The following is an 18,326-nucleotide window of genomic DNA, read 5'->3' on the forward strand; positions in this document are numbered from 1 at the left end:
CCGGTGGTCAGCCGAAGAGGGCGGCGGGGATGTCGGCGTAGAAAAGGGCGGGGTCGCCGGAGAGCGACGCCTTGACGTTGGCCGTGGGAGCGTCGGCGATGACTTCGAGCTTGCCCGCCTCCAAGCCGTCCAGGGCCTTGGCGACCACCTCGGCCGGCGGGAGCTTGGGGATGTCGTAGGCGGCCATCATGTCGGTGTCGGCTATCGCCAGCGCCAGGGCGGTGACCTGGGTCTTCTGGTCGGCCAGCTCGAGTCGGACGCCGTTGGTGAGGGACCATTCGGCGGCCTTGGAGGCGGCGTAGCCGTTGCTGGTGGGGGCGAAGGCGTACCAGCTCAGCGCCGAGATGACGTTCAGGATGGCGCCGCCGGCGAGCCTGGGGGCGAAGGCGCGGATGACGTTGAGGGTGCCCCAGAAGTTGGTGTCGAACTCGCGGCGGATGTTGTCCGTCGACGGACCGAGCAGCGGGGCGTCCGTGGAGATGCCGGCGTTGTTGATCAGGATGTCGAGGTCGCCCACCTCGGCCGCCGCGGCGTCGATGGACGCCGGGTCGGTGATGTCCAGCCGGAGCGGGACGACGCCGGGGATGTCGATGCGCTCGGGGCTGCGGGCGGTGGCGTAGACGGTGGTGGCGCCGCGGGCGACGAGGGCCTCGGCGAACGCCTTGCCGAGGCCGCGGTTCGCGCCGGTCACGAGGGCTTTTGTGCCGTTGATCTGCATGCCGCTACGCTAAGACCTGACGTTGACGTCAGAGGCAAGTATTGCGAGGTGGGTCACTGTGCGGATCGGCGACCTGGCGACCAGGACGCGGGTGAGCGTGCGGGCGCTGCGGTACTACGAGGAGCAGGGCCTGCTGGCCTCGACGCGGAGCGGGAGCGGGCAGCGGGTCTACGGGGACGCGGCGGTCAACCGGGTGCGGCTCATCCAGCAGCTGTACGGCGCGGGCCTGTCCAGCAAGACGATCGCGGAGCTGCTGCCCTGCGTGGACGCCGGGGTGAGCACGCCGGAGTCGCGGGCACGGCTGGCGGCGGAGCGCGACCGCATCAACGCCCAGATCGCCGAGCTGGTCATCGCCCGGGACAGGCTCAACGACATCATCGACGTGACGTCGAGGCCGAACCCGCAGTGCGACTACGCCTGAGAGGCTGACCCGCTGCGCAGGTGGTCGAGCTCGTCGAGGTACATCGTCTGCAGGTGGTGGAAGTGGCGGACGAGGAAGGTGATCTCGTCGAGGCTGTAGTGCTCGACGAGGTGTGCGGCGCGGCCGGCGAAGCGCTCGTAAGGGCGTTCCAGCTCGGCGGCCCGTTCCGGGCGCAGGGTGACGATCACGCGCCGGCGGTCGGCCGGGTCTCGTTCGGCCGTGATGTAGCCGGCCTGCTGGAGGCGGCGGAGCATGCTGGTCACGGCGCCGGTGGTGAGGTTGGTCCGCTCGGCCACCTGGCCCGCGGTGGCGGAGCCGGCGTCCGCCAGGAAGTCCAGGCACTCCAGGTCGCTCACGGTCAGGCCCAGCCGGTCGGCGATGGCGTAGCGGAGCACCATGGACAGCCGCGAGGTCTCGCGCCCGGCGCGCATCAGGTCGGTGATCGCGGACGCGCGGGCCGGCTCGTGGGGCATGCCGCCATCATGCCTCCGGCACGGTGACCCGGTGCAGGCGAGGTAGCACGCGGGTCAGCACCCAGTGCGGTGCTGCCGCGCCCCCGGTGAGGCGGCGCATCAGCTTGGCGGCCGTGTCGACGGCGCGGAACGCGTACGGCACCATCTCGTCCTGGTAGGCGGCGATCGCCTCCTCCGGAGCGGTGCCGTTCGCGCGGGCCTCGACCAGCTTGCGGCCGAGCAGGGCGGCGTCGCGGAGCGCGGTGTTGCCGCCGTGCGCGCCGAACGGCGGCATGACGTGCACGGCGTCGCCCATCATCGTGGCCCGGGGCACCGCCCACTGCCGCGGGCGGCGGCCGGTGGCGAAGAGGTTGAGCACCGTGGCGTCCAGCTCGGCCGTGTCGATCAGCCGCCGGATGACCGGGTGGAAGCCGGTGCTCTTGCGGGCGGCCAGTTCGCGCAGCGCCAGCAGGTTCCCGTGGACGCCGGCGGGCACCTCCTCCTGCCGCAGCAGCAGCCCCCACATGACGTAGTCGTCGACGATGGGCGCGTAGCTGCCCGGGGCCAGGCGCGCGAATGCCTCCCGCGGGTCCTCGCCGAACCGCATGGAGGTGAAGAAGAAGGCGCGGCCCGGCCGGTCGGCGATGGCCAGGACCCCGCTGGTGCGCAGCGCTTCCGGGATGACGCTCCGGCCGTCGAACCGCAGCGGCGACCGGCCGTACACGCCCGCCATCGGGGTGTTCGCCGGGTCCGCCCCCGGCGTGAGCTGCGCGCGCAGCGGCGAGCCGACGCCGTCCGCGCCCACCACGACGGTCGCCGCGACCGCCGCGCCGTCGGCGAACCGCAGCCGCAGCCCGGACGGGCCGCCGCCGTCCACCGCGGCGGCGGCCTTGCCGTAGTGGATGCGGCCGTCCAGGCCGGACATGAGGATGGACCGCAGGGTCAGCCGGTCGACCTGGCGGGTGGCGTGCGGCTCGTCCTTGAAGGTGATGGTGAAGGCGTTCCGCAGCGAGCTGTCGGTGAAGCGCAGATGCCCGCCGGGCTCGTCGCCGGTTTCCAGCGCCAGGCGGTACAGCGGGCGCGGCAGGCTCTCGCGCAGAGCCTCCAGCCCGTGACGGTCGAGGATGATGCGGTAGCCCTGCTGCCGGACGAAGGGTCCCGGGTCCCGCTCGTAGACGTGCACGTCGATGCCGGCGCGCGTCAGGTATTGGGCGAGGCAGAGGCCGGAGAGGCCGGCGCCGGCAATCGCCACGGAGAAGCCCGTCGATGTGCCCATCCGGTTATCTTAATGACTAAGATGATTGGGGCAAGGGGTCTCCGATCGCGACGACGGGGTTGGTCAGCGTGCCCAGGGCCGGGGAGGCGATCTCGATGGTGTCGCCGGGGCGGATCGTGAAGCCGGCGTCCGGGACGAGGCCGGTGCCGGTCAGCAGGACCGCGCCGGACGGGAAGGTCAGCGCTCGGAACAGCCAGCCGGCCAGGTCGTCGAAGCCGCGGGCCATCGCCGCCGTCGACGTCTTTCCGGTGTAGGTCTCGTGGCCGTCGCGCAGCACGCGCAGGCCGATCTCGAACGGGCCCGGGTCGACCGCCCAGCTCGGCACGATCGCCGGGCCCAGGGCGCAGGAGCGGTCGTAGATCTTGGCCTGGGGCAGGTAGAGCGGGTTCTCGCCCTCGATCGACCGGCTGCTCATGTCGTTGGCCAGGGTGTAGCCGAACACCTCGCCGGCCGCGTTGAGCACCAGGCCCACCTCGGCCTCGGGCACGTCCCAGCCGGAGTCGGCGCGGATGCCGACGGCGTCCCGGTCGCCGACGACCCGCCACGGGCTGGACTTGAAGAAGATCTCGGGGCGGTCGCTGTCGTACACGTGGTCGTAGAGGGAGCCGTGCCCGGACTCCTCCTTGCGCCCCTCGCGGCTGCGCAGGTAGGTCACCCCGGCCGCCCACACCTCCTGCCGGTCGACGGGCGGAAGCGTCTCCTCGCCGGTCAGGTCGCCGCCGGCTGCGCGGGCCGCGGCCTCGACCATCTCTCGGGCCTGGTCGAGCGGTACGGCGAGCAGGCCGGCGAGAGAGCCGCCGAGCTCGCCCCATTTGCCGTCCTGGCACACCGCCCAGCCGGCCCGCAAGTGGTAAAGGGAGATCGACATTTGACCATCCTAGGTATGTGAGGTGCGGGCGCCCGGTGCGCCGCGGATACCCTTCTCAGATGCCCCGTGTGGTACCGGCGGTCATCCGCGCGCTCGACATTCTCGAGCTGTTCCTCGACCGTCCCCAGCTGTCGGCCCGCGAGGTGGCGGAGCGGCTGGACCTTCCCCGCACCACCGTCCACGAGCTGCTGGTGACGCTGGTGGCCCGGTCGTACCTGATCTCCGTTCCGGGCCAGCCGGTGCAATACCGGCTCGGCATGCCCCTGTTCCAGCTCGGCGCGGCGTTCGCCGGCCGGCTCGATCTGGTCCGCGAGGCGCAGAGCGTCGCGCGGGACGTGGCCGCCGCGTGCGACGAGGCGGTCCACGTGGCCGTCCTCGACGGCGCCGACGTCGTCTACCTCGTCAAGGTCGACAGCACGCACCCGGTCCGGATGGTCTCCGGGGTGGGGTTGCGGCTGCCGGCCCACTGCACGGCGGTCGGCAAGGCGTTGCTGGCGAGCCTCGACCCCGAGAGGCTGGACGCCGTCCTGCCCAAGGGCGTGCTGCCCGGCATGACGCCGAACAGCATCACGGACCCGGAAGCCCTGCGGGCCCATCTCGACGAGGTCCGGGCCGAGGGCGTCGCCGTCGACATCGGTGAGTCCGACACCGCGATGCGCTGTGTCGCCGCGGCGATCCGCGGCCACTCCGGCACGGCCATCGCCGCCATGAGCGTCTCCGCGCCGATCATCCGCTGGACGGCGCAGGCGCAGGTGAAGTGGGCGGACCTGGTCCGCGAGGGCGCGGCCACGCTGTCCGCTCGCATGGGGTACTCGGCTCAGCCCCTCTAGCCGGGCTCGCCGTTCGCAGCCGGCAACATCATCGAAACATTGACACCCCTCGCGGTGCTCCTCTACCGTCGCGTCCACGCGCCATACGATATATCGAACTCGGTTCGAAATCTCGAACGATCTGCCTGTGGAACACGCGAAATCTCTGGTGAGCCCCTCCCCGACGGTGACCGCGGCGAGGGATGAAGGAGGCGCATGGCTATGAGGCAAAACCTGGTGTGGTCCCGGCGTGACGTCCTCGGACTGGGGGTGGGGGTGCTCGGCGCGGCCGGCCTGGCGGCGTGCGGCGGCACCTCCGATCCGGCCCCCACGGTCCAGGCGGAAGTGCCGAAGGAGCTGGTCGACGCCGCGTCGTCGATGAAGGGCTCCTCGATGGGCGTGCTGTCGCAGAAGCTGTACTCGACGGCGGCCAACGAACAGCTCGACGGATCGATCAAGAAGTTCGCCGACGCGACCGGGACGAAGATCGAGAACAGCCTGGTCCAGGCCGACGCCGGCGACGTGGTGGCCAAGATCGATGCCGAGGTCAAGGGCGGCGTGGCGCGCGACCTCGCGTTCATGACCGACTCGCGGTTCATCGCGCAGTTCCACGCACTGGGCGACCTGGAGGACGTGACGGACGTCGTCACCACGCTGACGGCCCAATACGGCGAACCCTGCGCCGAGGCCAAGAACTTCTGCGTCTTCGACGGCAAGTGGTTCGCGATCCCGTACCACTTCATCGGCATCGGATCGTTCCTGCGCAAGGACTGGATGCAGGAGAAGGGCATCACGCCGAAGGACGTCTACAGCTGGGAGGAGCTGCGGGACCTGTGTCTGGCGATCTCCGATCCGGCCAAGCGCCGGTTCGGCTGGGGCATGACGGTCAACAGGTCCGGCGACGCCAACGGCTTGATCGAGGCTCTGATCAACTCGTACGGCGGAGCCATCGCCTCCAACGACGGCAAGAAGGTCACCTTCGACTCGCCCGAGACCGTGCAGGCGGTGACCTTCCTGGGCGACCTCTACACCAACCCCAAGTACCAGCCGATGTTGCCGCCCGGCGTGGCCAGCTGGACCGACACCAGCAACAACGAGAACTGGCTCGCCGGGATCCTCGGCTACACCCGCAACAGCTTCAGCGTCTACGCGGACTCCAGGACCAAGAAGAATCCCGTGTACGGCAACACGCACGTCTTCTCGGACTGCATCGGCCCGGCGACCGACAAGTCCCTGCTGCTCGGCCAGTCCCAGGGCTTCGTCGTCTTCAAGGGCGCCAAGAACCCGGATCTCGCCAAGCTCCTGGCGCAATATCTGATCACCGCGCCCGCGCTGGTCGGCGTGGCGAAGGAGGCGCCCGGCCTCGTCATGCCCGCTTGGGAGAAGGTCTGGGACGCCGATCCGTACTTCACCAGCGGCGACCCGGCCTTCCCGATGGTGCGCACCATGTCCCAGCAGCCGCTGCCGCTGTCCACGAAGAACGGCCTGACCTTCCCGCAGAAGGCCAGCGCCGGCCAGCAGGCCGTCGTCGCGGCCTACGTCCTCACTGACATGATGCAGCAGGTCATCCAGGGAACGGCGGCCGCTGAGGCGGTGAAGGCTGCGCACGCGAAGATGGTGCAGATCTTCACGCAGCAGGGGCTGCCCCAGTGACTGGGGTACGGACGGCTCCGGCGCCGGTGAAGAGCCCGCCGGGGCCCGGCTCCCTCTCGAGGACACAGCGCCGGCTCGGCCGTGACTGGCGGCTGGCCGCGCTGTTCCTGACACCCACCGCCCTGCTGGTCGGTGCGCTCGTGCTCGTACCGATCATCAGGTCGATGGTCACCAGCACCACGGAGCGGCACGGCTCGGAGAGTGTGTTCGTCGGCCTGGACAACTACATCGCCCTGGCCGGCGACGACCAGTTCCGTACGGGCGTGGTGAACTCGTTCGTCTTCACCGCGTACGCCGAGGTCTTCAAGGTGGTGCTGGGGCTGGCGGCGGCCCTGCTGCTGCACCGCCTGCGCCGTGGGCGAGCCCTGATCACCGGGCTGCTGCTGATGCCGTGGGTGGTGCCGACGGTGGTGACCGCGTTCAGCTGGCGTTCGTTGCTCGACCCGATCTTCGGCAGCGTCAACGTCCTGCTCACCGACTCGGGGATCGGGCCGCTGCTGGCCTCGGCGCACCTGGTGGAGAGCTGGCCCGCGGGCTGGCTCTCCGACGCCTCGCTGGCCATGCCGTCGGTGATCCTGGTGAACGTGTGGAAGGGGGTGCCGTTCTTCACGGTCTGCTTCCTCGCCGGGCTCAAGGCCATCCCGGCGGACCAGTACGAGGCGGCGACCATCGACGGCGCCTCGGCGTGGCAGCGGTTCGCGCACGTGACCCTGCCCGGGCTGCGCCACGTGATCACGGTGACGGTGACCCTGTCGTCGATCTGGACGTTCAACAACTTCGACCTGATCTGGCTGCTGACGCAGGGCGGCCCGGGCGACGTGACAGCGCCGTACGTGCTCGTCGCCTATTCGAAGGCGATCCTGCAACTCCAGTACGGTGCCGGGGCGGCGGTCACGCTGGTCATGCTGCCGGTCATCGCCGCGCTCGTGTTCTTCCTGGTCCGGACGTTGCGCGCGGACGCCGGGAACGAGCCGCCCCGATGGACCGGCCCGGTGCGCACCGCGCTGCCCTGGGTGATCACCGCCGTCGTCGCCGGCCTGCTCGCCTGGGCGTCGCCGCAGATCTTCTGGAAGGCGGCGGTGGTCCTCGGCGTGATCCTGCTGATCGCGGCGGCCGTCGGCCGGCTCGCCTCGGGGCTGCGGGCCCACGGCGGCCGCCGCGCGTCGTCCCTGGTGTCGGGCCTGGGCTCCGGTCTCGCGCTGGCCGGGCTGCTGGCCTTCGTGCTGGGCCCGCTGTACTGGATCGCCGTCACGGCGTTCAAGTCGGAGGGTCAGGTCGTCACCCGTGAACACGACCTCTGGCCGACGCCGTGGACGTGGGAGCAGTTCGGCGCCCTGTTCACCAATCAGCCGTTCGGCCGCTGGTATCTGAACACCGTGCTGGTGTCCGCGGCGTCCACAGTGGTGGCGCTGCTCTGTGCCGTGCTGGCCGGCTACGCGCTGGCCCGGCTGCGGTTCCGCGGCGCGCAGGGTTTCACGGTCACGGTGCTGCTCACGTACGTGATGCCGGGTGCTCTGCTGTTCATCCCGCTCTACCAGCTGCTCATCGGCGTGCGGCTCACCGACTCGATGTGGTCGCTGGTGCTGACCTACCCGACGTTCACGCTGCCGTTCGCCACCTGGCTGCTGACCGGCTATTTCGCGTCGATCCCCATCGAGCTGGAGGAGGCCGCGCTGGTCGACGGCTGCACCCGCGTGCAGGCGTTCCGCCAGGTGGTGCTGCCGCTCGCCAAGCCGGGACTGCTGGCGGTCGCGCTCTTCACGCTGACCAATGCGTGGAACGAGTTCCTCTTCGCCTTCGTGTTCATCACGAAGGACGAGTACAAGACCCTCCCCGTGGGGATGCAGTCGATGATCGCCGGAGATGTCGTGCCGCAGGGGCAGCTCGCCGCGGCGTCGTTGCTGGTCAGCATCCCCGTGGTGGTCATGTACGCCTTCGGGCAGCGCTTCCTGACCGAGGGGCTCACCGCGGGGGCGGTGAAGGGCTGAGCCCGGGGCCGGTCCTGCGGGCACCGGCCCCGCGCGCCATCGGCCACCAGATCGCGTACTGGATCAGGGCCAGCGCCAGCGTGAACGGCAGCAGGGTCCACACACCCACGCCCTCGGCGATCGCGCCGGCCAGCCAGGGGAACGCCGCGCCGCCGACGACCGAGCCGGCGTTCATGATGCCGATCGCCGCGGGCACCAGGCGCGCGGTGGTGAGCCGGGGCGCCACGGCCATCGCGGTGGGGAAGACCGGGCCGAGGAAGAAGCCGAGCAGGACCAGACCCGCCGTGGCGGCGGCCTCGTGCGGCAGGAGCCAGGTCAGCGCCGCGACGACGGTGACGCCGAGGAGGCAGGTGTGCATCAGGCCGATCGCGGTGAGGCCGAGCCGGGTGACGATCGGGCTGAGGAGGAACCGGCCCGCGGTGAGCCCGAGCCAGTAGCCGCTGACCGCATAGCCGGCGAGCACCTCGGTCTGCCCCCGCTCGTCGACGAGGTAGCCGAACGCCCAGTTTCCCACACCGAGCTCCAGTCCGACGTAGACGGCGAGCAGCGCGGCACCGAGCAGCACACCCGGCTGCCGTACGGCGGAACGAGCCAGACCCTCCGGACGGCCCGCCGGGGCGGGCACCGGCCCAGTGCGGGGAAAGGCGATCAGGAAGCCGGCCGTGAGCGGGACGGTCGCCACGGCGAGCAGCAGCATGACCGTGGGCCAGGAGGCGACGGAGACCGTCCACGCGGCCAGCGGCGGTCCGAGCAGCGCCCCGACGCCGAAGAACCCGTGCAGCCGGTTGAGCCGCGTGGTCGCGCCGGGCAGGCCGGACAGGTGCACGTTGAGCACGGACTCCAGCACCCCGACCGCGCAGCCGAAGGCGACCTGGAGCGCGACGAACGCCATGAACGCCGGCCGCGTGGCCGCGTAGAGGGAGGCGAGCACGTACGCACAACCGCCCGCCACCAGCACGATCCGGGTGCCGAACCGGTCGATCAGGGCGCCGACGGTGAGCCCGGCCAGCACGAACCCGGCCGAGCCGGCGAAGAAGGTGAGGCCCAGCGTCGTCCGGGAGACCGCGTAGTCGTCCATCTGCGCGGCCAGCAACACCCCTTTGACGCCGGCGTTCACACCGACGAGAACGAAGGCCGCGTACGCCAGCGCGACCGGCGCCCTGCTGCTCATGCGCCGAAAGTTACCGGAAACTCTCGGAACTTTCTGCCCCGCCGCCGCTTAGAATCGCTGCCATGCCGCGCTTTCCGCCTCCAAAACTTCCGAGCCTGGACAACTTCGGGATCCACGACGTCGTCGCCGTGGAGCGGGTGACCGGCGGGCTCGCCGCGCTCGCCGGCATAGCGACCCGCCGCGACGCCCCACCGCTGTTCGTCAAGGCGTTCGGCGACCTTCCCGAGGACGGCGTCTTCGCCGCCGAGGCCGAAGGGCTGGCCGCCCTGCGCGCGGGCGGCATGGCGACCCCCGACGTGATCCTGGCCGGCCGGGAGGTGCTCCTGTTGTCGGTGCTGGAGCCGAGACCGCGCACCGAGACCTTCTGGGAACGGTTCGCCCACGAGCTCGCCCACCTGCACACGAGCACGGTCCACCAGCGCTTCGGATGGCACCGCGACAACTGGCTCGGCCGCCGGCGGCAGGTCAACACCTGGAACGACGACGGCTTCGCCTTCTTCGCCGAGCATCGGCTGCTGCGATGGCTGGGCGAGCCCCGCGTCGAGGCCGCGCTCGACGCCGGCGACCGTGCCGCGCTGGAACGCCTGTGTCACCGGCTGCCCGAGCTGCTGCCGGACCGGCCGGCCTGCCTGACCCACGGCGACCTGTGGGCGCAGAACCTGATGGCCACCTCGGACGGCGAGCCCGCGCTGATCGACCCGGCCGTGTCGTACATGTGGGCCGAAGTGGACCTCGCCCATCTGTGGACCACCGCGCCGCCGCCCGAGGCGCACCGGTTCTTCGCCGCCTACGCGGAGCTGACCGCTCTCGACGGCGACTGGCGGAATCGGATGCCGATCATCCAGCTGCGGCAGCATCTGGCCGTGCTGGCCCAGTTCGACGACGACTGGGGCGCGGGGCAGCTGATCCGCGCGACCCTCGCCCCGTTTCGGGCATCGGCGTGAACGACACTCGGACATTGATGTGTAACAATGCGTAGCGTCGGCACGGCCAGAACCGGGGGCTTGGGTGAGCGGAACAGGAACCACCGCGGCCGTCCGCGGCGAGCAGGCCGACGGCGGCAACGCTGAGGAGTCCCCGGCGTCGCCGGGCGTGCTGAGACGGTGGTGGGCGCGCCGGGAATGGTTCCTGGTGATCCTCGGCGGGCTGGCGCTCGCCGTGACGCTGACCTGGCCGACGCTGCGCGACCCGCGGCACACGGTGCCCGGCGACATCGGCGACCCGTCCCTGTTCGCCTGGCAGATCGCCTGGGGCGGGCACGTGCTGCCGCGCGATCCCGCACACCTGTGGGACTCGAACACGTTCTATCCCGACCCGCACTCGCTGGCCTTCACCGACACCGTGCTCGGCTACGCGCCGCTCGGCATGATCGGTTCCGGCATGGACGCGGCCGTCCTGCGATACAACATCCTGTACGTCCTGCTGCACGCGCTCGCCTTCGTCGGGGCGTACGCCCTGACCCGCCAGCTGGGCGCCCATCCGCTCGGCGCGACGGTGGCCGGCGTCGCGTGGGCGTTCGCGCCGTGGCGGCTCGCCCACGCGGGGCACCTGAACGTCCTCTCCACCGGCGGGATCGCGCTGAGCCTCGCCATGATCGCTCGCGGCCACGGTTGGTCGTTGCGCGCCGGCCACCGCCCCGAACGGCACAGCCCGTGGTGGGCGCTGGCCGGCTGGCTGGTCGGCGCGTGGCAGATCACCCTCGGGCTCGCCATCGGGCTCGTCTTCGCGTACGTGATGATCGCCGTCTGTCTGGTGGTCGCCGTGTGGATCGGCTGGACCCGGTGGCGGCGCGGCCGGTTCCCGCTCGGCCGGCGGTTGCTGGCCGCGGACCTGATCGGCGGGCTCTGCTTCGCCGCCGCCACCGCGTACATGGGACTCGCCTTCGCCCGCGTCGTCCAGCTCCACCCCCAGGCCGACCGGGCGCTGAGCTGGACCGAGATGTACTCGCCCCCCTGGCGCGGCTTCTTCGTCGCGCCCGAGGCGTCCTGGCTGTGGGGCGCCCGGCACGCCGGGGCGCGCGCCGACCTGCCGTGGCCGCCGGAGATGGCGCTGCTCCCCGGCGTGGCCCTGATCGCGCTGGCCGCGATGGGCACGTTCGTCTCGGTCTTCCGGGTGCGCCACCGGGTCCTGCTGGCCCTCGGCACCCTCGTGGCGGTGCTCCTGGCGCTGGGCGCGACCCTGCCCTGGAACGGCGACCCGGGCTACCTGACCCTCTCCCGGCTCCTGCCCGGCTGGGCGGCGCTGCGCACACCCGGGCGGATGACGGTGTGGACCTCGCTGCTGCTGGCGATCCTGGCCGCGGGCGCGGTCAGCGCGTTCGTGGTCCAGGCGCGGACCGCGGCGCCCTGGCGGCCGGGGCTCCTGGCCCGTGGCAAGTTCGTCGCGGCCCGGCTCGCCCTGCTGATCCCGCTCGCGCTGGTCGTCCTCGAAGGCGTCAACCGGACCTCGCACCCCGAGGTGCTGCCCTATCCGGCCGCGATGAGAGCCGCGCCGGAACCGGTCCTGGTCCTGCCCAGCGGCGGCAGCCTCGAGATGTCCATCATGCTGTGGACCACGAACGGGTTCCCGCGCGTCCCCAACGGCCTGATCACGTTCAACCCCACCGGCCAGGAGCGGATCCGCGCGATCAGCACCACCTTCCCGGACACGGCGAGCATCGCGTCGCTGCGGGCCGAAGGCATCAGATCGGTCGTCGTCCTGCCCGAGTGGCTGGGCGGCACCCCGTGGGAGGGCCTGCCCAACCGCCCGATCGACGGCCTCGGCATCACCCGCGAGCAGATCGGCGGCACCATCCTCTACCGGCTCGGCTGACGCTCCTCCTCGTCCACGACCTTGATGATGGTCTTGCCGGGGGCGCGGCGGGGACCGGTGAACGCGGCCGCCGCCTCGGCGAGCGGGAGCACCGCGCCGACGAGGGGCTTCAGGGTTCCGGCACGGACGCGGCCGGCCAGGTCGGCCAGGCGGGCGCGGTCGGGCTCGACGATGAAGAAGACGGCTCGTCCCCGCTCGGGCCGGACCTGCGGCGGCTCGGCGATGCTGACGAGCGTGCCGCCCGGGCGCACCAGGTCCGCCGATTGCCTCAGGGTGTCGCCGCCGACCACGTCGAGCACCACGTCCACCTCGCCGGCCCGGCGGAAGTCGTCGACGAAGGCGTGCGCGCCGAGGCTCAGCACGGTGTCGCGGCCGGCGGGACGGCCGGTGCCGATCACATAGGCGCCCGCCTCGCGGGCCAGCTGGACGGCGATCGAGCCGACGCCGCCCGCGGCGCCGTGGATCAGGACCGACTGGCCGGTGGTCAGGCGGGCGTGGTCGAACAGGGCCTGCCACGCGGTCAGGCCCGAGATGGGCAGCGCGGCGGCCACCGTGTGGTCGATGTCGGCCGCGAGGGGTGCCAGGTTGCGGGCCTCGACCGCGGTGTACTCGGCGAGGGTGCCGTTGCGGGCCCAGTCGGTCAGGCCGAAGACCCGCTGCCCCACGGTGAGGCCGGTGCTGCCGGGGCCGAGCTCGGCCACGGTGCCGGACAGCTCGTGGCCGGGGATGACGGGCGTGCGGTCGCGGCCGGCCCGGTCGGTCCAGGTCGCCGGCCAGTCGAGCTCCCCGGGGGTGAAGCCCGCGGCGTGGACGCGGACGATGACGTCGTTCTCCGCGGCGTACGGCTGAGGCATGTCGGCCAGGGTGAGGCCGTCCACGCCCGCGTCGCGGCTCTGCACGGTGATGGCGCGCATCGAAGGGTCCTTTCAGTTCGGCCAGAAACTCGTTCTTGAAGTCGCCCCGGGGGTGCGCGGCGACGATCTCGTCCAGCCGGTCCCGCGGCAGGTCGCCGAGGCCGAAGCCGACGACGTCGGTCAGCACGCCGAGGTGGGTGGCCGCGATCTCCGGCGCCATCCGGCCCGGGATCCCCGGCGTGGTGTGCAGCGCGATCGCCGTCCAGACCGTGTCGGCGGCGGGCCGGGGGAAGCCGCGCTCCTCGAGGAACCGCCGCGCGTGGTCGGCGCCGTCCACCTCGAAGCGCTGCTCCTCGTCCGAGAAAGGCGCCAGGAGGCCGCTGTCGTGGAACATGGCCGCCAGGTGGATCGTCAACCCTGCGATGACTTCGGGCATGGCTTCATGCTGCGCGCCGGTGCGCGTGCGGCGCCGCCCCGGTCCGGCCAGGAACCACCCGAATCGGGACAGCCGTGTGCTACCAATGGACGGTGTCCGTACCCCATCGGGTCGCGATCCTCGTCTACGACGGCGTGACCCTGCTGGACGTCGCCGGCCCGGCCGAGGTGTTCAAGGAGGCCAACCGATTCGGCGCCGACTACCGGATCACGCTGGTGTCGCCGGGCGGTGCGGACGTCACGTCGAACCTCGGCGTACGCGTCGCGGTCGACGGCGCCGTCTCCGCGGAACCGGCGATCGGCACATTCCTGGTGCCCGGCTCCGACCGCTATCCGCGCGCCCGGGTGCCCGGTGAGCTGGCGGACGCCGCACGGAGGCCCGCCGCCGCGGCCGGCCGGGTCGCGTCGGTCTGCACCGGGGCTTTCGTGCTGGCCGCCGCCGGGCTGCTCGACGGCAAGCGGGCGACCACCCACTGGAAGGTCACGCACGAGCTCGCCACCCGGTGCCCGGCGTGCCGCGTCGAACCCGACGCGATCTACGTCCGGGACGGCAGCACGTACACGTCGGCGGGGGTGACGGCGGGCATCGACCTGTCGCTGGCGCTGGTCGAGGAGGACCACGGGCCGGCCCTGGCCCGGGACGTGGCGCGCTCGCTGGTGGTGTACATGCAGCGTGCGGGCGGCCAGTCCCAGTTCTCGGCGCCGCTGCAGGGTCCACCGCCCCGCTCGCCGGCCCTGCGCCGGATCACCGACCTGGTCACCGGCGACCCGCGTGCGGACCACTCGCTGGCCGCGCTCGCCGGGCACCTCAACATGAGCACCCGGCATCTCACCCGGCTCTTCCGCGACGAGCTGTCCACGACGCCGGCCCGCTACGTCGAGAACATCCGCTTCGACATGGCGCGTGCCCTGCTCGATCAGGGCCACAACGCCACCCAGGCGGCGGCACAGGCCGGATTTCCCAGCTACGAGAGCCTGCGCCGGGTCTTCACCCGCAAGCTGTCCCTCAGCCCTGCCGCGTACCAGCGCCGGTTCGGCACCACCCGGCGCCATCAATCAGTTTCGGAGAAGCCGGCGCCGGAGCGATTTCTATAGCCTGACGACGTTCCCAATCCCACGGCAGAGGAGAACGCGCGATGATCACCAAGCTGAACGTCACGTCGATCTACGTCCACGACAAGGACGAAGCGCTCAAGTTCTACGTCGACATGCTGGGGCTCGAGAAGGGCAACGACGTCCAGCAGGGCGACTACCGCTGGCTGACCGTGCGCGTGCCCGGCGCCGACGGCACCGAGATCTCGCTGGAGCAGCCGGGCCCACCGCTGCACGACGAGGCGACGGCCGAGCAGCTCCGCGAGCTGATCGCCAAGGGCGCCCTGAACGGCATCGTCCTCAACTCCGACGACGTGCGGGGGCTGTACGAGAGCCTCAAGGCGCAGGGCTTCAGCGACTTCACCCAGGAGCCGACCGCCCACTTCTACGGCACCGACATGGGCCTGCGCGACCCGTCCGGCAACGCGGTCCGCATCCTCCAGCAGGGCCAGGAGCAGAACGCCTGAGCGGCGGCTACCACGTCCACTTCTGGAGGTTGTTGCCGTTGCAGGTGGTCAGCTGGACCACGGCCCGCTCGGCTGTGCTGGCGGCGGCCAGGCACAGGGTGGTGTTGCGGACCGGGCGGATGGTCTGGTCGGTGCCGAACTGCCAGGTCTGTGCCGGGCCGGCGTTGCAGGAGAAGGCCCAGATGCGCTGGCCGGTGACGAAGTTCTGGTAGGGGACGTCGAGGCAGTTGCCGAGGACGCGCAGGGTCTTGTCGTCGGGGAGGCGGCTCAGGGCCTGGGCCTTGGTGTTGTTGCAGGTGTAGGTCTGCAGGTAGGTCTGCGGGGTCAGCGACGAGCTCGGCACGTCGAGGCACCGGCCGGTGACGTTCTTGACGGGGCTCATCAGGGGGTTGGGGCCCTTGGTGACCTGCACCATCTTGGCGACGGAGGGGACGCCGCTCGCGTCGATCGCGAAGAGCATGTAGTAGCCGGGAGGTGCCACGCCGCCGTTCGGGGGGCCGGTGACGGTCAGCGTGGTGCCGGCGGTCGTGAACTTGAGCGGGACGTACCGCTGGCCCTGGTCGACGCCGTGGGTGACGTCGGCGAGGCCGACCAGGGCGACCTTGCGGACGGTGGCCGCCTGCGGTGAGGTGATCGTGAAGTTCGTCGAGACGCCGACGGTGGTGGGCGCGGTGGCGATGGTGGGGCGCGGCGCCGGCTCGCCGCTGCCGTCCTTCTTGTACAGGTACGGCGGGGTGAAGTACTCGATGTTCTTCTCGAGGTAGCCGGCGGTCAGGCAGTCGCCGCAGATGCCGCCGCCGCCCGTCATGACGCGGCCGTCGGGGAGCAGGGCGGCCGTCGAGTGGTACTGCCGGATGCGGGCGGCGCTCGCGAGCACCTGCCACTGGCCGGTTGCGGGGTCCCAGCGTTCCGCCGCCGTCGTGGCGTGGTCGAGGTCGACGTTGGTCGAGGGTGCCGCACTGCTCATGCCGCCGGTCGCCAGCACCGAGCCGTCGGCGAGCAGGGTGGCGTTGAGCTGGCGCCGGCCCGTCGCCAGCGATCCGGTGGGCGCGATGGCCGGGAACAGCCCGGTGCCGGTGCTGAGGGTCACGGCCGTCCGGGTGGCGACGTGCTCGGCGCCGCCCTCGGTGAGGTTGCCGCCCCCGACCACGACGGACTTGCCGATGTCGTACGTGGCGAAGCTGCCGTAGTCGCGGCTGATCGCGTCGCGCGTGCCGGTCGCGGTGATCACGCCGGCCCCCGTGGTGTTGATCGTGTACGCGGTGGGGTACGGGCCGAACAGGCCCAGTTGGGTGTCGGGGCGCGAGCCCATGAACGGATAGAGCCGCGCGTTGTACTTGGTGAAACCGGTGAGCGCCCGAATGGCGCCGTTCGTCTGATAGACCTCGGCGGTCGCGGGGCCACCGCCGATGATCACTTCTTCGCCGTTCGCCGTTTCGGCCACCGACGGATACCAGCGCGCGGCGGCCATGTCATTGCCGCGGGTCCACGTTTCGGTGCGCCAGTCGAACACGTACGTGTGAACCGTGCCGTCGAGTTTCGCATTGGCATTTCCGCCGGCGACCAGGATGTTGCCGTTCGCGAGGTGCGCGAAGCCCGCACAGAAGATGTTGGATCCCTGAAGATCGACCCGTTTGTACGTGTTGTCGGCGGGATTCCAGACCATCGCGCGGGTGAAGCTGTGGTCGGGGTACGACTCGGTCGGTTTGTCGCCGACCGAGTCCCAGATGAGCGCCTTGCCGTTCGGCAGCACGGCCGTGAACACCGGGACGACCGGCGTCTCGTGCACCGTGCTCCACGCCCCCGACTGCCCTGGGTCGGCGGCGACGTTCGCCCTCGTGCGGGCCGTTCCGGGCCGGACGCCGGTGGAGCGCTGGATGCGCGCCGCGTTCGCCGCGGTCTGCTCCTCGACGACGCTCATCGGCACACCCGCGAGGTCCTGCTCCATGTGCTCGCGCTCGTCGCCCGGGCCGTGCTGATGCGCGGTTTCCGCCGCGTGGCCGGGACTGCCGGCCACGCCGGAGGCGAGAACGAGTATTAAGGCAGCGAAAAAGGCAGGAATGGTAAGGCCACGGCGCCCGAGCATTGCGGTAGTCCCTTCGCCTGCGCGGCGTGGGCGTCGGTACAGGGTAAATGTCCGGACGTCCCGGCCGGGAGCGGGTTGTCTTCGCGCAAGAGACGACCACTTTAACTCCCGTTAAGACGGTGTTCAATGTGTGTGGCGGCCGAGACTTCGGTTCATTCCTTCGGGCCGTCCGGCCGGTGGCGGCCAGCCGAACGGCCTAATGAAACGTGGAAATGTCTCGTGGGCGAGCGGCTATCCATGCGTGCCGGAAGGCGTTCGGGGTCCGAGGGTGGCGACCGTGGAGACGAGCAGCCGCCAGAACGCGTCCACGTCGAGGTCCACCGCGACGTCGGCGTTGGGGGAGTTCGCCGTACGGCGGTGCAGGTCGACGACTGTCGCGCCGCGGGTGTGCGCGCCGGTCAGCTCGACCGCGACCGGGGCCGCGACGGTGTGGACGATCGACGGGTCGATGACGGCGGCCACGGCGATCGGGTCGTGGACGGGCGGGTGGGCGAAGCCGAACACCCGGTGGTAGGTGCTCGCGAAGAACGTCATCAGCTCGGCGCAGACGGTGCCCAGGCGGGTGCCGAGCGCCCGGAACTCGGCGATGATCTCGGCGGTCGCCAGTGCCCGGTGCGTCACGTTCAGGCCGATCATCGTGGCCGGCAGCCCCGAGCGCAGCACGATGTCGGCCGCCTCGGGGTCGGTGACGATGTTGAACTCGCCGTACGGCGTCGTGTTGCCCCGCTCGGTGGAGCCGCCCATCAGGACGACGCGGCGCACGTACGACATGACCTCGGGGTGAGTGCGCAGCAGCAGCGCGACGTTGGTGAGCGGGCCGGTGGCGATCAGGGTGACCGGCTCGGCGGCGCCGGTGATCAGGCGGCGCATGAGCTCGACCGCGTGCACCCGCTCGGCCTCGGCGACCGGGACGTCGAGCTCGGGGCCGTCGAGCCCGGACGTGCCGTGGATGTCCTCGGCGACGGTGAGGTCGCCGACGAGCGGCCGATCGCACCCGGCGGCGACCGGCACGCCGGAGACGCCGGCCAGGGCGAGGATCCGCAGCGCGTTGCGCGTCGTCTTGTCGAGCGTCTGGTTGCCGGCGACCGTGGTGACGCCGAGGAGGCGCAGCCGGGGGTCGCCCGCGGCCAGCATCAGGGCCAGCGCGTCGTCGTGACCGGGGTCGCAGTCGACGATCACGGGCTGAGCAGCGAAGTCTCTCATGCCGACGACGATAGAGGCGGGT

The 18,326-nt window shown here is 71.3% G+C and carries 17 protein-coding genes; 9 read left to right on the forward strand and 8 right to left on the reverse strand.

Annotated elements, in window-relative coordinates:
• Positions 1 to 7: 7 nt before the first annotated feature.
• Positions 8 to 718: an SDR family oxidoreductase gene (locus Ade02nite_RS21430; protein WP_203766347.1), complete on the reverse strand. Its 711-nt coding sequence runs from the start codon at positions 716 to 718 to the stop codon at positions 8 to 10.
• 58 nt (positions 719 to 776) lie between these two features.
• Here Ade02nite_RS21430 and Ade02nite_RS21435 point away from each other — a divergent pair, with 58 nt between their 5' ends.
• Entirely contained in the window at positions 777 to 1,139 is a 363-nt protein-coding gene (locus Ade02nite_RS21435) for a MerR family transcriptional regulator (protein ID WP_203766349.1), read from the forward strand.
• On the opposite strand, the gene Ade02nite_RS21440 is transcribed toward Ade02nite_RS21435, so the two are convergent.
• From Ade02nite_RS21440 to Ade02nite_RS21450, 3 genes are read right to left on the reverse strand one after another with little or no spacing between them, the layout of a single operon-like run.
• Positions 1,130 to 1,612 carry a MarR family winged helix-turn-helix transcriptional regulator gene (locus Ade02nite_RS21440; RefSeq protein WP_203766358.1) on the reverse strand — a complete coding sequence of 161 codons (483 nt, stop codon included), beginning with the start codon at positions 1,610 to 1,612 and terminating at the stop codon, positions 1,130 to 1,132. The genes Ade02nite_RS21435 and Ade02nite_RS21440 overlap by 10 nt on opposite strands.
• A gap of 7 nt (positions 1,613 to 1,619) precedes the next feature.
• Positions 1,620 to 2,867 carry an FAD-dependent oxidoreductase gene (locus Ade02nite_RS21445; protein WP_203766360.1) on the reverse strand — a complete coding sequence of 416 codons (1,248 nt, stop codon included), beginning with the start codon at positions 2,865 to 2,867 and terminating at the stop codon, positions 1,620 to 1,622.
• 16 nt (positions 2,868 to 2,883) lie between these two features.
• Positions 2,884 to 3,735, reverse strand: coding sequence for a fumarylacetoacetate hydrolase family protein (locus tag Ade02nite_RS21450; protein WP_203766364.1), 852 nt, complete (start codon positions 3,733 to 3,735; stop codon positions 2,884 to 2,886).
• 59 nt (positions 3,736 to 3,794) lie between these two features.
• On the opposite strand from Ade02nite_RS21450, the gene Ade02nite_RS21455 reads away from it, so the two are divergent.
• From Ade02nite_RS21455 to Ade02nite_RS21465, 3 genes are all read left to right on the forward strand, one after another.
• Positions 3,795 to 4,565 (forward strand): IclR family transcriptional regulator, encoded by a 771-nt coding sequence (locus Ade02nite_RS21455; protein WP_203766365.1) that lies wholly within the window; start codon positions 3,795 to 3,797, stop codon positions 4,563 to 4,565.
• 195 nt (positions 4,566 to 4,760) lie between these two features.
• Positions 4,761 to 6,197: an extracellular solute-binding protein gene (locus Ade02nite_RS50335; RefSeq protein WP_275409934.1), complete on the forward strand. Its 1,437-nt coding sequence runs from the start codon at positions 4,761 to 4,763 to the stop codon at positions 6,195 to 6,197.
• Positions 6,194 to 8,185, forward strand: coding sequence for an ABC transporter permease (locus tag Ade02nite_RS21465; RefSeq protein WP_203766367.1), 1,992 nt, complete (start codon positions 6,194 to 6,196; stop codon positions 8,183 to 8,185). The genes Ade02nite_RS50335 and Ade02nite_RS21465 overlap by 4 nt, the downstream gene beginning before the upstream one ends.
• Here Ade02nite_RS21465 and Ade02nite_RS21470 read toward each other — a convergent pair.
• Entirely contained in the window at positions 8,160 to 9,356 is a 1,197-nt protein-coding gene (locus Ade02nite_RS21470) for an MFS transporter (protein WP_203766369.1), read from the reverse strand. The two genes, Ade02nite_RS21465 and Ade02nite_RS21470, sit on opposite strands and share 26 nt — an antisense overlap.
• Before the next feature lie 62 nt (positions 9,357 to 9,418).
• On the opposite strand from Ade02nite_RS21470, the gene Ade02nite_RS21475 reads away from it, so the two are divergent.
• Positions 9,419 to 10,300 (forward strand): fructosamine kinase family protein, encoded by an 882-nt coding sequence (locus tag Ade02nite_RS21475; RefSeq protein WP_203766371.1) that lies wholly within the window; start codon positions 9,419 to 9,421, stop codon positions 10,298 to 10,300.
• Positions 10,301 to 10,364: 64 nt separating this feature from the next.
• Positions 10,365 to 12,167, forward strand: a complete 1,803-nt coding sequence (locus Ade02nite_RS21480; RefSeq protein ID WP_203766373.1) for a hypothetical protein — start codon at positions 10,365 to 10,367, stop codon at positions 12,165 to 12,167.
• On the opposite strand, the gene Ade02nite_RS21485 is transcribed toward Ade02nite_RS21480, so the two are convergent.
• Positions 12,152 to 13,081: an NADP-dependent oxidoreductase gene (locus Ade02nite_RS21485; protein ID WP_203766375.1), complete on the reverse strand. Its 930-nt coding sequence runs from the start codon at positions 13,079 to 13,081 to the stop codon at positions 12,152 to 12,154. The genes Ade02nite_RS21480 and Ade02nite_RS21485 overlap by 16 nt on opposite strands.
• Here Ade02nite_RS21485 and Ade02nite_RS21490 point away from each other — a divergent pair.
• From Ade02nite_RS21490 to Ade02nite_RS21500, 3 genes are read left to right on the forward strand one after another with little or no spacing between them, the layout of a single operon-like run.
• On the forward strand, positions 13,068 to 13,595 hold the full coding sequence (locus Ade02nite_RS21490) for a hypothetical protein (protein ID WP_203766377.1): 528 nt from the start codon (positions 13,068 to 13,070) through the stop codon (positions 13,593 to 13,595). The genes Ade02nite_RS21485 and Ade02nite_RS21490 overlap by 14 nt on opposite strands.
• Positions 13,550 to 14,551: a GlxA family transcriptional regulator gene (locus Ade02nite_RS21495; protein ID WP_239168939.1), complete on the forward strand. Its 1,002-nt coding sequence runs from the start codon at positions 13,550 to 13,552 to the stop codon at positions 14,549 to 14,551. The genes Ade02nite_RS21490 and Ade02nite_RS21495 overlap by 46 nt, the downstream gene beginning before the upstream one ends.
• Before the next feature lie 41 nt (positions 14,552 to 14,592).
• Positions 14,593 to 15,015 (forward strand): VOC family protein, encoded by a 423-nt coding sequence (locus Ade02nite_RS21500; protein ID WP_203766393.1) that lies wholly within the window; start codon positions 14,593 to 14,595, stop codon positions 15,013 to 15,015.
• A 7-nt stretch (positions 15,016 to 15,022) separates the two neighbouring features.
• Here the strand turns inward: Ade02nite_RS21500 and Ade02nite_RS21505 are convergent, their stop codons facing one another.
• On the reverse strand, positions 15,023 to 17,032 hold the full coding sequence (locus Ade02nite_RS21505) for a galactose oxidase-like domain-containing protein (RefSeq protein WP_239168940.1): 2,010 nt from the start codon (positions 17,030 to 17,032) through the stop codon (positions 15,023 to 15,025).
• Between the two features lie 300 nt (positions 17,033 to 17,332).
• Complete coding sequence (locus Ade02nite_RS21510; protein WP_239168941.1) at positions 17,333 to 18,304, reverse strand: nucleoside hydrolase; 972 nt, start codon at positions 18,302 to 18,304, stop codon at positions 17,333 to 17,335.
• Positions 18,305 to 18,326 lie beyond the last annotated feature (22 nt).

The sequence above is a fragment of the Paractinoplanes deccanensis genome, from assembly GCF_016862115.1.
Classification (GTDB): domain Bacteria; phylum Actinomycetota; class Actinomycetes; order Mycobacteriales; family Micromonosporaceae; genus Actinoplanes; species Actinoplanes deccanensis.